The organism is Candidatus Tisiphia endosymbiont of Nedyus quadrimaculatus (genome assembly GCF_964059235.1).
Taxonomy (GTDB): Bacteria; Pseudomonadota; Alphaproteobacteria; order Rickettsiales; family Rickettsiaceae; genus Tisiphia.
This window is the reverse complement of sequence record NZ_OZ060452.1, coordinates 1,384,884-1,398,455: the sequence shown is the minus strand read 5'-3', so window position 1 is coordinate 1,398,455 and position 13,572 is coordinate 1,384,884. Positions and strand designations below refer to the sequence as shown.

Here is a 13,572-nt window from a genome sequence, read left to right as displayed (position 1 = left end):
ATACACTCCTAATCCCAATTTAATAAATCAACTTGATAAGTTTTGATATAGTGTCTTCTCGTCCATTTTACAAGAGGTAGATGTGAAAAAAAGTTATATCATATCCTTATGCTTAATTAGTTTTATAATGATGATTTATAGCCTTGTTTATAATTGACACCGGAGCAGAACACTTGGACGAGTCACCTATTTCACTTTGCACATTTCTGCGATTTTGAATTCCTCTAATTCTCTCTTTATTAGAATTTTCTCTTACTTCGATTAATCCTTGTGCTAAATATTTTAACTTAGAACTTTCAGTATAAAGAACCATATGCTTAAAAAACTTGGTAAACTTACCCACTAGCTTATTACCACCATTCCAATACAGATCCTCAATCATCAGCATCTCATTAGGTTTTAACTTATCCCAAGACTTGCCATAAATATTTTTTAGCTCTAGGCGATTAACAGCACTCTTACAGTCATATATCATTCGAGATTGTTGTATTGTAATAGCTTTATCGCCATTATAAACTTTGTCAAATGATATCAACCCCTGAAATATTGTCTGCCACACAATTTTTGCTTTTGGATTATCCATGTTAAAGCCTATCCCTATAGTGTTGTACCCCTTAATGTCTTTATATACTTGTAATATTTCATTTTCATTACCTTTAATAAAAATAAATACCATTTCTTGGTAAAATTGTAGATGTTTTGGGTCAGAAAGATTTAATCCATATAATTTATCCCGTAATTCAGCGGCAAATTTTATACTCACTACCATAAATTTAACTATTATTATATTGAAAAGATCAATAATAGCAGGTTTTTAACTAGCACTAAGTGATCTAATAAAAAAAATCATTGACGAGACAACTATATTAAAACATAATCACTTCGATGGTCGTGCAGTTGCGTAAAGATCTATACTAGAATTTACGAGGAAAGTCCGGACTCTACAGAGATATGGTGCTGGTTAACGTCCAGCGGAAGAGTAATCTTTTAGGGAAAGTGCCGCAGAAAATATACCGCCAAACTTTGTTATCAAATTTTGGTAAGGGTGAAATGGTGTGGTAAGAGCATACCGGTAGGTTGGCAACAAGCTACGCATGGAAAACCCCACCAAGAGCAAGATCAAATAGGCATTACAGAACTTACGTGTTCCTAGGCATCTCTGACTAGCAGTAATGTGGGTGGATCGCTTGAGATAAATGGTAATATTTATCCTAGATAAATAACTGCAGTAGGTAATAGAAATATTATTTATACAAAATCCGGCTTATAGACCATCATATTTGCAACCTCAGTTTTGGATTAAAATTTTTAATTTTAATCCAAAATGAAATTAATCCGAAATTGAGTTTTTGAAATAATAAATTGTGAACATGAATTGCTATACAGAGTTTTTGCGTAAATATTACCCTGTCATTTTGTGTTTATTCTTAATGTCTTTACATTTTGCCTCTGCCTATCCTGGGGGGATGTCGTTTGATAGTTTCGATCAATATGGACAAAGCGTTAGTGGGAGCTATTCTACACATCATCCACCTTTAATGTCAATGGTATGGTCGTTACTCAATTATATCTATCAAGGTCCACAGATAATGCTATTATTGCATTTAGTGTTTTTGTGGGGAGGTATATTATTGCTTTTTTATGCTGACTCACAAAATAAATATAGATATCTTTATTTTGTAATACCATTTCTACCTAATGTATTATCCCAATCTGGAACAATTTGGAAAGATGTAGCTTTTACCTTTGGTAATTTTTTTATAGTAGCTACTTGTATTTTTTATACTTATCGCCAAAAACCTGCTCCTTTATTGGTAGTTATTGGATTATTGTCAATTGTTTTTTATATTGTTGGTGTTAAATTTCAAGCACAATTTATAGCTCCAATTCTGATTTTGTTTGTATTGTCAATTTATCTTAAAACTAGCTTGTTAATAAGAATAATACTAACCTGCATCATTTCGCTATCAATAATGTATGGTAATGCTAAACTTACTAAGCATTTTTCCGCTGAAAGTCATGCAGAGCAATTACGTCAATTATTTGATATTGCTGGAGTAAGTGTTGCTATCAATAATGATGATTTAGTGCCAAAATATGTTAAAGAAGACCTAGATTTATATAGTTTTGAAAAGCTTAAAGTTCATTATACTCCTAGGTGGGTTGATCCATTAATTTTTGGTGATACTAGGATTTATGCCTCTACAACAGATCCTATAAAGTTACAAGAAATGGAATCTGCTTATAAACAAACCATTACTTACTATCCACTAGATTTTCTTAAACATCGTACAATGAATTTTGTTATGTTAATGAAAAACTGGGGATTCCATCATTACGCCTTTATTGAACTTAACGAAGCTCAAAAACATGGTATGGATATTAAAAAGAATTACTTAAAAAATTGGACAATTAAATATTTAAAATTATATCCAAAGATTTTAACAATAAATCTTATTAGTTTTATACTAACATTTGTGTATTTAATATCTATTCTAACAAATAAACAATCTAATAATCCAGAGAAAGTTATTTTGGCATATATCGTAGCAATATCTATTGTTTTTTCAATAGTACTATTTTTTGCTACTATGGCATCCGATTATCGTTATTATTATGTTATAAGGGTTCTAACGCTATTTAGCCTGCCAATTTATCTGAAATTCAGGCAATCTAAAAAAAGATGTTATGTATAGCTAACCAGATTAGTATTTAGCCATAGTAAAATTGCGTCATTGCGAGGAGCTGCGACGCAGCGACGAAGCAATCTAATGAATGTGGATTGCCACTACACTCACGTGGTCTCGCTAATAGACGTCTTGTACTTTTCTGCAATTTTTAAATGCTATACGTAAGGTGAATTATTAAATACTTACAATAAAATCTCAACCAACATTACGTCAAATTCACAAACGTCTATAGTTAATCGGGTTATAGCTACTACTTGGAAAAAAATAGCTTTTCCAGCTAGTCTACGCTCATTCAGCAATAGATTTTTTTCGGAATATGTAATATACTTAAACTACTCTAATATTACTTTAATAAATGTAGGTTCTAACTGTGACTAATTTAGATCGTCAAAACTTAATATCTATTAGCATTGAAGATGAGATGAAAGGCTCTTACTTAGATTATGCTATGAGTGTAATTGTTAGTAGGGCAATTCCAGATGTACGTGATGGTCTAAAGCCAGTGCATCGCAGAATCCTTTATGCAATGTATGAAGCATCTAATTACTTTAACAAACCTTATCGTAAGTCAGCAAGAACTGTCGGTGATGTGATGGGTAAATACCATCCGCATAGTGATGCTGCAATTTATGACTCATTAGTGAGGATGGCACAGGACTTTTCTTTAAGAGTACTGCTCGTTGATGGGCAGGGTAATTTTGGTTCACGAGATGGTGATGCTGCTGCTGCTATGAGGTATACAGAGTCAAGACTTGCTAAAGTTACTCATACATTGCTCGAAGATATTGATAAAGAAACCGTTGATTTTACGCCAAATTATGATGGCTCTGAGAGGGAGCCTACGGTATTGCCGTCAATGTTTCCCAATCTCTTGGTGAACGGAACTAATGGTATTGCTGTTGGCATGGCTACCAATATTCCTCCTCATAATCTTGGAGAAATAATTGATGCTTGCTGCCTATATGTTGATAATAATGATGTAGAAATATTAGAACTTATGACCGTAGTTAAAGGACCTGATTTTCCTACTGCTGGTATAGTACTTGGTACAAGCGGTATTAGGTCGGCTTATTTAACGGGTAGGGGGAGTATTCTAATTAGAGGACGCAGCGAAATTGAAGAGATTGCTAATAATAGGCAGGCTATTATTATTACAGAAATACCATATATGGTTAATAAAGCGAAATTGGTTGAGAAAATTGCCGAACTAGTCAAGGAAAAACGTATTGAAGGTATCAGTGATCTTAGAGATGAATCAAATAAGGATGGTATTCGAGTAGTAATTGAAATAAAGAAAGATGCTGTAACAGAAGTGGTGCTGAATCAAATATATTCCTATACCCAGCTACAAACTAGTTTTGGTGTGATTATGTTAGCTCTAAGAGATGGGCTACCAGAAGTTATGAACTTAAAAGAAGTGATAGCTGCTTTTGTCAATTTTAGAGAAATAGTAATAACTCGCAGGACGATATATTTGTTAAATAAGGCTCGTGATAAGGCTCATATTTTATTGGGACTAATGATTGCGGTTAGTAACATTGATGAGGTTATTAGAATAATTAAATCTTCCAATGATCCGGCAAGTGCTAAAGAGCAACTAATGCAAAGAACTTGGGATGCGTCATCTATAATAGATCTAGTAAAACTTGTTGATGATAGAGCAATGATAGCAGATGATGGTAAATGTTATTTTACTGAAACACAAACAAAAGCAATTCTTGAAATGCGATTGCAACGTTTAACTGCTATGGAGAAGAATAAATTAGAAAATGATCTTGCGGAACTAGCTACGGAGATTAGGGGTTATACTGACATTCTAGCATCACGTGAGAAACTTCTAGAGATCCTAAAAAATGAGTTAATTAGAATCAAAGATGAATTCGCTACCCCCCGCCTTACTAGCATTGAATTAGGTGATTTTGATCAAGATATTGAGGATCTTATCCAAAGAGAAGAAATGGTTGTGACCGTGACATTGGGCGGTTATATTAAACGTGTACCTCTTGCTACCTATAGAGCACAGAAACGAGGAGGGAAGGGGAGGTCAGGGCTGTCAATGAGGGACGAAGATATTACCACTCAAATATTTGTTGGCAGTACTCATACACCTATGTTGTTTTTCTCAAATACCGGGCAGGTATACAGCTTAAAATTATATAAACTGCCACTTGGTAATCCTCAGAGTAAAGGAAGACCAATAGTCAACATTTTACCTTTAAAAGAAGGAGAACGTATAAATAATATTATGCCATTGCCTGAAAATCAGGATGAGTGGGACAGTTTGAATATTATTTTTGCTACAAGCCAAGGTAATATTAGAAGGAATGATTTATCAGACTTTAAACGTATTCAATCAAATGGTAAAATTGCTATTAGGCTTGATGATAATGACCATTTAATAGATGTTAAAGTTTGTAAGGATGAAGACCATGTTTTACTGGCAACCAAAGCTGGTAAAGCTATAAGATTCCCAGCTAGTTCAGTTAGGGTATTTAAAAGCCGTACTTCTGATGGTGTAAGAGGTATGAGGATTGCTTCTAGCGACTACGTTATTTCTATGACAATATTAAAAGGAATATCGTGTACAATGGAAGAAAGGGAAGCCTATTTATCAATTCCTATAGAGAATAGGTTGCTAATAGCGGGTGGCAAGGAATTTACCCCGGAAGAATTTGATGTACAGTTAAATAAAGAACAGATTTTAGAAATGGCTGTTTCAGAAGAATTTATTCTTACTGTTAGTGAAAATGGTTTCGGAAAAAGAAGTTCCGCATACGAATATAGGATTACTAACCGTGGTGGTAGCGGTATTGTTAATATGGATGTGTCTGACAAAACTGGATTAGTTGTTGGAGTAATGCCGGTTGATATGTCTGATGAGTTGATGTTAATTACTAATAATGGCAAACTAATTAGGTGTAAACTTGAATCTGTACGTATAACTGGTCGTAATACTAGTGGTGTAATATTATTCAAAACCGAACAAGAAGAAAAAGTAGTTTCTACCGCATTGATTGCTGATAGCCCTGAGGAAGAGGTAGATGTGGATATACTCGAATGATAATATATAAATATAACCTGAGTTCGGTTTAACAAGTTATCAGTATCATCCCTGTTATGGTTGATGTTACCCCTGATTCCCCTTCGATGTCACCCCTGCGTAGGCAGGGGTCTAGAAAAGTTTAAATAGTTTTCTTGGCTATTTTTTTAGACCCCGCTACCTTCACAGGGGTGACATCGAAGGTGCTTAGAATAATAATTATTTTTATAATGACATCAACCCTCACGATATAAGAGCCTAGAACGATAATTTTAATTTAAGTGAACCTTGATGGCTTGAATATTTATTATTAGACGCTAAATAGTTATATACTGCCATGATTTCTGTTGATCCATGTTTTATAGTGATAGTTCCGCCAATTTTATAGTTGTATTTAGCAGGTTTTTCAAGCAGCAATATTTCCTCTTTACTGCTTGGGTCGGACATGACCTGCATATGAAGCTTCTGCTGCTTATTATGTAAAAACTTTTCGACTTCCATATACAATCTAGGAATCACTTGGGTAGTATCACTAATCTTCATTGGCATAATTGCTTCAAATCCTATAAGCCCCGAATATCTTCGGCTGTTAGTAGCAGCTACCGATAGACTTTGTGTTTCAAAGCTTGCCTCATATCCAGCAATATCCTGTCCCCCATATTTAAGCCCAATATGGGGAATAATTAAAGCTTTACCAACCTTTGATTTGTAAGCAACTACTATCTTACTACTATATGAGCTATTAGCAAATTTAGCTTTAGCTAGCTGGTTTTGTACTGGTAATTTTGCAGAAACATTAGCAAAAGCACGGGAAAGAAATCCTTGTAATATTAGTTTCTCAGACAAGTTAGTTTGACCATATATAGATATTACGTGGGTGTGGGCAGCAACTTTGTCAGTATGATTCTTGTATTTAAAGTGAGAGAGAACATAATTATAAGCCCCTCCAATAATGTTGCCATTAGGTAACTCTAAATCACCCCCAATAGTTGTGGTACTAGTTCTGCTAGTATAGCTACTTAACAAGCCTTTCCCATTATATTTGGTTATACCTATCGTACCACTAACCCACATATTTTTAGGAACAATATTATCTTCATCACCAGCAGCGGGAGGGGAAAGATTGTTTAGATGTTTTAAATCGCTTAATCTTAAATCAATAGATGAGTTTGCGAATTCATGAGACAAGATAATTATTTCATTCAGTGCTAAGGCAATATTTCTTACTGTTTCTTTTTGTTTTTGTAATAATTCTTCCGCTAATGCTGCTGTTACCCTTGCTACCTGTGCAACTTTTTCTTGTGGTGCTATAGCTTCTGCTGGCGATGTAGGTACTTCTTCTTTTAGCGGTACTCCAACAGCTCCATCTCCCCCTGCTGGCGGTACATGTTCTTCTTCTACTTCTTCTGCTGGCGGTGCAGGTGGTGGTGCATGTACTCTTCCTGCTGGCGGTACATATTCTTCTTCTGCTTCTTCTACTGGTGGTACAGGTAGCGGTGCAGGTACTCTTCCTGCTGGCGGTACATGTTCTTCTTCTGGTTCTTCTACTGGTGGTACAGGTAGCGGCACAGGTACTCTTCCTGCTGGTGGTGCATGTTCTTCTTCTACTTCTTCTACTGGTGGTACAGGTAGCGGCGCAGGTACTCTTCCTGCTGGTGGTACATGTTCTTCTTCTGCTTCTTCTACTGGTGGCACAGGTAGCGGTGCAGGTACTCTTCCTGCTGGCGGTACATGTTCTTCTTCTGGTTCTTCTACTGGTGGTACAGGTAGCGGTGCAGGTACTCTTCCTGCTGGCGGTACATGTTCTTCTTCTGGTTCTTCTACTGGTGGTACAGGTAGCGGCGTAGGTACTCTTCCTGCTGGCGGTACATGTTCTTCTTCTGGTTCTTCTACTGGTGGTACAGGTAGCGGCGTAGGTACTCTTCCTGCTGGCGGTACATGTTCTTCTATATCTACTTGCAAATGATCTTGTTGTTCTTGATGATCTTGTGGTACATATACGTGTATTGGTGGTCTTCTAACTTCGTCTCCATCTTCTCTTTGTTGTTGTACATTATTAGGAAATAGAAGTGGGGCAGGATTATATCCTGCTCCAACTCCTTCTAATCCTGCTTGTTGTGGTACATTAGCTACTGGCATTATTGGTTGTTGTCCATCGGTTGTATCCTCCTGATTTTTTTTTTGTTTTTTCTATATTCACATAAGGTTCATCAGGGGCTATATCATCATAAAGTTCAGAAGAAGTAAGTTCAATATTCAGCTCTCCTAGTGGGAATTCATTTTGTCCTTGTTTTTTATAGAAAAAACTAGCCACCTTAGTTAGGTAAGAGTTGGGTCGGTTAACACCCAACTGTTTTTTAAACTGTTCAAATGCTCGTTTTTCATTAATAACCAATGGAGTATTAAAAAGTGCTACTGCCTCATGCCTAGATGAATCACCAGTTCCATATACCGTAACTGGTATAATAATTACAGTCCCCAATGCAGATATTACAAATAGCACCTTTGCTATAAGTATTTTAACCTTAGATAAGCACATAGAACCTGTTTTAAATAGCTAATTTATTACAGTAACACAAGGGATCAGTAACACAAGGGATTTGTGAAATAATCATTGACGGAGTGATTATATTTAAACATAATCGTCCAAACTCTTTGAAGATATCTAATGAAATTATCTGATTTTGATTTTACCTTACCGACTGAGTTAATAGCTCAGAAACCAGAAAAAAAACGAGATGAGTCTAATTTGTTGATAGCTGTACCAAATAATCACTTAGTGCAGACCAAGTTTTATGATATAATTGACTATCTATGCCCTAGTGATTTAATGGTGTTTAATGATAGTAAAGTTATTAAAGCCAAATTGCTATTGAATAAAGATGGGAAAAAGATCGATTTATACCTAAATAAGCCAATAAATAATAATTATTGGCATGGTTTTGCCAGGCCTTCAAAAAGACTTAATGAAGGAGATCAATTTGATTTTGGTTGTAATAAGATTATTATAAGTAAAAAACTTGTAATGGGGCAGGTTGAGGTCGAATTTTTTCTAGATAATATTTCAGTTTTTGAATTTTTAGAGAAATATGGTGAAATTCCGTTACCTCCTTATATAAAGAGGCACGAAAATTTACTAGAGGATAATAATAGATACCAAACAGTTTATAGTAAGAACCTTGGAGCAGTAGCCGCTCCAACTGCAGGGCTACATTTTTCTGATGAATTACTTGCATTAATTAAAGCAAAAAATATTGAAACTGCTTTTATTACTTTGCATGTTGGGGCAGGGACGTTCCTACCAGTTAAAACTGAGGATTTGGATCAACATAAAATGCATTCAGAATATTATCATATAGATAAAAAAACTGTAGATATCATTAATAAGGCAAAAAAAGAAAACCGACGGATAATAGCCGTGGGAACGACGTCCTTACGGGCGTTAGAAAGCAGTATCATTGATGGACAAATACAAGACGGAGAATTTGAAACAACCATTTTTATTAGACCAGGATTTAAATTTCAAATTGTGGATATGTTAGTTACCAACTTCCATTTGCCAAAGTCTACATTATTCATGTTAGTTTGTGCGTTTGCTGGTTATCAGGAAATAACTAATATCTACAAATATGCTATAGATAAGAGAATGCGGTTTTTTAGTTATGGTGATGCAATGCTTCTTTATAAAAAGCTATAAGAAAGATAAGAATTATTATTTCTTATCTTTCTTACAAAGAGCTCTTAATGCTTTGAAAGCATTAAGAAATATCCATGGTAAAAATACAAAATATGCAGCTTTTCTATTCATATAGCAATATTCAGACCAACTGCTTAAAGGTTTGTTATCGTAAATATCTACGATAATAAATATAATTGTTATTCCTAACCAGCTACATAACGCAAAAGTGCTTATAATCAGGAAATCTAAAATAATATAGATTTTTCCACTCTTATTTTTAAGATAATATTCATTAGCCAAAATCAATAATATAAACGAACAAATAGTTAGTAATATACTAAGCCCCTGAAAAAGAGGGGAAGCTTTAGCAGCATAGTGAAGCAAAATAAGCTCACCTATACAAACCATAAATATTATTGCTACATATTTTTTAATCATATTTAATAAACGTATAAAAAACATTTTAGAACCTTTGAATAATAATATACTGCTATGATTTCAAGAGTTGGGTAGACGTGAGCAGCACATATCTTTGGTTGCGGGAACGCCAACTCTTGAAGTTAACTGAGTATATGCCAATCAATTCCTATAGTTCAGCATAAGATCATCATGCCAATCATAGATAGTTGCACCCGCTGTCTCTACAGAAGAATGATTCGTACAGGTAGCTTGATAATTGTCTACAGCATAGAATCATTCTATATTTAACAATAGAGTAATTTATTATATATAACAAATCAATATTTTTTATAAAGAATTTTATTTTCCATAATATATATTATAGAACATTCATGTATCTGACGTCATTTAGATTGCTTCGTCGCCACCAAAGTGGCTTCTCGCAATGACTCTAGGCTATTCTCCCTATGACTTAAGATAAGCAATTTACTATCACCATATATTTTTTCTTTAATTAGCTGTAAAGAATCATCAAAGAAATCATCGATTTTAGCAAGTTCGACTACAATAATGCTACCATCTTTTAACCATTGACCTTTTTTTAAAGCATTTACTGCTTTTGGGGCAAGATTATGACCGTATGGCGGATCAATAAAAATTAAATCAAAGCTGTGATAAGCCGAAGGTAGAGCTACTGCATTAATATTTAGGAAAGTCATTTTATCCAGCTCACCTATTTTACTAGCAAACTCTTTTGCTACCCGCAAATAATCACTATTTATATCAATTAGTGTAATAGCCCCAGCACCTCTAGAACAGCTTTCAAAAGCTAGACTACCTGTGCCGGCAAATAAATCGAGAACTTTAGACTCCTTGCTAAATAATCTGCCATCACTAAATTCTCCTGAAGTTAGTATACTAAAGATGGCCTCTCGTATTTTCCCTGTGGAAGGACGATAGTTAGAGTTTTTTAAGGTAGGTATGATCCGATTTTTATGTTTGCCTGCTATAATTCTAATCATAAAAATTTTTTAAATTTTTCGAATGGCTGTTCTTTATACTGATTTGGTTGCAAATTACCTAATAAAAAATCTCCATAGCTAATTCTAATTAACCGGTTAACAGTCAAGCCAAAATGTTCAAATATCTTTCTAATTTCACGATTTTTACCTTCAGTCAAAACTACTTCAAACCAACAATTTGTCCTGCCTGATTTTATTAATTTAATTGATTTGGGATCATAACGTATTTGATCAATTTCTATATTTCTATAATTTTTTAGCAAAAGATTTGGGTTACCATATGCTCTGACTTTATATACACGTTCTATTTTACTTGATGGTAGCTCAAACTTTCTTGCTAAATCACCATTATTGGTTAGTAATAATAGCCCTTCACTATTGATATCCAGTCGCCCTATTGAGATTACTCTAGGCAGATTCAGCTTTGCAAGACTGGCAAATACCGTTTCTCTACCATTTGTATCTTTATGCGAAGTAATGAGTCCAATAGGTTTGTAATATACCCATAAACGTGGGATATGTTGTTGATTTATTAGTTTTCCCGACACCTCAATAATACTAGTTTCATCAATATTGGTTGCTGGTGAATCAATAATAACACCATTTACTTTTACTTGATTATTTTTAATAAGCAGTTCTGCATCACGTCTTGAACATATCCCTGCGTTACTAATCGCTTTTGCTAGTCTTTGCATACTATCCTGTCTCAAATAAACATCCTATATTTTTTACTTACTAGATATGTCATTGCACATAGGCGTCAACTTAAGGAGTCATAAATTGGCTACAACCGTCATCACGAGGCGTCGCAGACGCCGTGGTGATCCAGGTAAACAGCGAAGCTGTTTTTTTAGAGTAACGCTTCGCGTATCCTAGTTTGCCGCGTCGGCGATTCCATCGCCTCCTCGCAATGACGAACAACAGCCATTTTATTTGTTTCATAGCAATGTATAACTACAATAATAGTCTTAATTTTGATAATATAACATTTATGAGTATTTTGTCTAATGTAAGAATTTTAGTTGTTGTGCGGGCTTTCCAATCCATAGATCGTACTTGATCGCATAATACTGCTCCCTTTATTTGTTCAAAGTTTATTATCACTTCAAAAGGATAGCCCTTAATTTGACTAGTGATAGGTACAAATAGAGCAAGACCACTCTTAAGGTTATATTTATAAGGAGTAAGAACTACCGCTGGTCGTGTTTTTTGAATCTCTTTGCCTTTTTGAGGTTCAAAATTAAGCCAAACTACATCCCCTCTTTCAGGTATGAATGTTACCACGATTCATTACCTACAGCAATGTCATCATTTAATATTTCATGATGACAGTTAGAATCTGTAATATTATCCAATAATATATCTAATTCTGATGTTTCTGTACTGATAATCAAATAGTTATTAGCTGTTTCTAAATTAACAAATGTACCTTGTTGAAAATGTAACTTATCAGCTAGATGTTTAGGAATTCTAATTCCCAAGCTATTTCCCCATTTTTGGATTTGAGTTTGCATAATATCATTAATATTGTTACTGTATAAACAAGTATATACAATAAACCTACATTCTGCAAGTTAAAAATTCTTTTTCGTCATTGCTTGGAGCTATATCACCCCCCTACCCAGGGTAATTTAAAAGTCGCGATCATTAGTTGTTATAGATACAAATTCAACCACTACCGATGTCATCCCAGCGTAGGCTGGGATATATATTACTTAATAGTCTTTCAGACTATTTTTTTAGATTCCCGCCTACGCGGGAATGACACCGAGTACATATCAAGCACTTTTTCCCTTATCTATTAGGCTTACAATCCGACTTTTAAATTACCCTGCCCCTTCCCTATTTACTTCGTATTTGCAACATCCCCAAAAGGAGTAAAAAATAGGCAAACATCTGTATAAAAGATACCATGCCACTCAATTCTGGTAAAAATATAACGATAATAGGTTGTAATAAAATGGCTACTCCACTTGAAAATAATACTATCCTAGTACATGTTTGCCAAGAAGATTTAGGACCAAAATAGTTAGTTAACAAATATACTAATGTGATAATAAAGCTTTTTTCGAATAAAATTGTTACAAAACGAACAACTATCATTATCGGCATTAAAATGTAAATAAATACCTTCGGTACTTGTGTAAGGATTCCGGAAAAATGCTTTTTAATGACGTCTTCAGTTAGAATTTTTTGATCAGAAGTAAATAATTTAGAATATCCAATACTAAATGCACTCTTTTTTTTATCAGTTATTTCAATCGTAGTAAGGGTTATATTATTGCTACTAAAGAGGATAGGAACTTTAATTTTCTCGCTATAAGGTAGTTGATTCTTTGAGTCTATAACAGCAATTTTATTACCATTTTCATCGAGTAAATATATAGGTTCATCTTGATTAACTAAAATTTTACTACCATCATAATAGATTTCCGGTAACTGTTTTAATATATATTCAATAGTTGTGGTGCTTTTTGTAGTGCGGTTTTCAGTAAAATAATCCGTCAAAGCCAACAAATAATTAAATATAAAAAGACAAAAAATCAATGATGATATAAAAGATACCGTAAATATGTACTTAATTCCATACCCTGTATATGATCTATAAACATCTTGGTAAAAATTTATTGAACTAATTGATAACCGTAATTGATGAAATAAAGTAGCAAACCACGAGAAAACGGATAATAGTTTTGTTGTCATAATATCTATTTTGATGTAGATTCGTAAAAAAATTTTATC

The 13,572-nt window shown here is 34.1% G+C and carries 12 protein-coding genes and 1 other RNA gene; 4 read left to right on the top strand and 9 right to left on the bottom strand.

The annotated features are described in order from the left end of the window. Nucleotides 1–112 precede the first annotated feature (112 nt). A complete protein-coding gene (locus tag AB3211_RS06725) occupies nucleotides 113–769 on the bottom strand; it encodes a hypothetical protein (protein WP_367364065.1) in 657 nt (218 codons plus the stop codon). Between the two features lie 112 nt (nucleotides 770–881). On the opposite strand from AB3211_RS06725, the gene rnpB reads away from it, so the two are divergent. From rnpB to gyrA, 3 genes are all read left to right on the top strand, one after another. Next, nucleotides 882–1,283, top strand: an RNA gene (rnpB, locus tag AB3211_RS06720) — RNase P RNA component class A. Nucleotides 1,284–1,364: 81 nt separating this feature from the next. Then, complete coding sequence (locus AB3211_RS06715; RefSeq protein WP_367364064.1) at nucleotides 1,365–2,696, top strand: hypothetical protein; 1,332 nt, start codon at nucleotides 1,365–1,367, stop codon at nucleotides 2,694–2,696. A gap of 415 nt (nucleotides 2,697–3,111) precedes the next feature. Continuing rightward, nucleotides 3,112–5,751, top strand: coding sequence for a DNA topoisomerase (ATP-hydrolyzing) subunit A (gene gyrA, locus AB3211_RS06710; RefSeq protein WP_410521618.1), 2,640 nt, complete (start codon nucleotides 3,112–3,114; stop codon nucleotides 5,749–5,751). A 237-nt stretch (nucleotides 5,752–5,988) separates the two neighbouring features. Here the strand turns inward: gyrA and AB3211_RS06705 are convergent, their stop codons facing one another. After that, complete coding sequence (locus AB3211_RS06705; RefSeq protein ID WP_367364062.1) at nucleotides 5,989–7,869, bottom strand: autotransporter domain-containing protein; 1,881 nt, start codon at nucleotides 7,867–7,869, stop codon at nucleotides 5,989–5,991. Then, on the bottom strand, nucleotides 7,856–8,269 hold the full coding sequence (locus AB3211_RS06700; RefSeq protein WP_367364061.1) for a hypothetical protein: 414 nt from the start codon (nucleotides 8,267–8,269) through the stop codon (nucleotides 7,856–7,858). The genes AB3211_RS06705 and AB3211_RS06700 overlap by 14 nt, the downstream gene beginning before the upstream one ends. Nucleotides 8,270–8,398: 129 nt before the next feature. On the opposite strand from AB3211_RS06700, the gene queA reads away from it, so the two are divergent. Next, entirely contained in the window at nucleotides 8,399–9,427 is a 1,029-nt protein-coding gene (gene queA / locus AB3211_RS06695; protein ID WP_367364060.1) for a tRNA preQ1(34) S-adenosylmethionine ribosyltransferase-isomerase QueA, read from the top strand. 15 nt (nucleotides 9,428–9,442) lie between these two features. Here the strand turns inward: queA and AB3211_RS06690 are convergent, their stop codons facing one another. The 6 genes from AB3211_RS06690 to AB3211_RS06665 form a co-directional block, all read right to left on the bottom strand. Next, nucleotides 9,443–9,847: a hypothetical protein gene (locus AB3211_RS06690; protein ID WP_367364059.1), complete on the bottom strand. Its 405-nt coding sequence runs from the start codon at nucleotides 9,845–9,847 to the stop codon at nucleotides 9,443–9,445. A 365-nt stretch (nucleotides 9,848–10,212) separates the two neighbouring features. Further along, nucleotides 10,213–10,830: an RsmD family RNA methyltransferase gene (locus AB3211_RS06685; RefSeq protein ID WP_367364058.1), complete on the bottom strand. Its 618-nt coding sequence runs from the start codon at nucleotides 10,828–10,830 to the stop codon at nucleotides 10,213–10,215. Next, entirely contained in the window at nucleotides 10,827–11,525 is a 699-nt protein-coding gene (locus AB3211_RS06680; RefSeq protein WP_367364057.1) for a pseudouridine synthase, read from the bottom strand. The genes AB3211_RS06685 and AB3211_RS06680 overlap by 4 nt, the downstream gene beginning before the upstream one ends. 259 nt (nucleotides 11,526–11,784) lie before the next feature. Further along, nucleotides 11,785–12,114: an endoribonuclease MazF gene (gene mazF, locus AB3211_RS06675; protein WP_341758363.1), complete on the bottom strand. Its 330-nt coding sequence runs from the start codon at nucleotides 12,112–12,114 to the stop codon at nucleotides 11,785–11,787. Further along, a complete protein-coding gene (locus tag AB3211_RS06670) occupies nucleotides 12,108–12,344 on the bottom strand; it encodes an AbrB/MazE/SpoVT family DNA-binding domain-containing protein (protein WP_367364056.1) in 237 nt (78 codons plus the stop codon). Before AB3211_RS06670 ends, mazF begins: the two co-directional genes overlap by 7 nt. A 328-nt stretch (nucleotides 12,345–12,672) precedes the next feature. After that, entirely contained in the window at nucleotides 12,673–13,533 is an 861-nt protein-coding gene (locus AB3211_RS06665; RefSeq protein ID WP_367364055.1) for a DUF1189 family protein, read from the bottom strand. Nucleotides 13,534–13,572 lie beyond the last annotated feature (39 nt).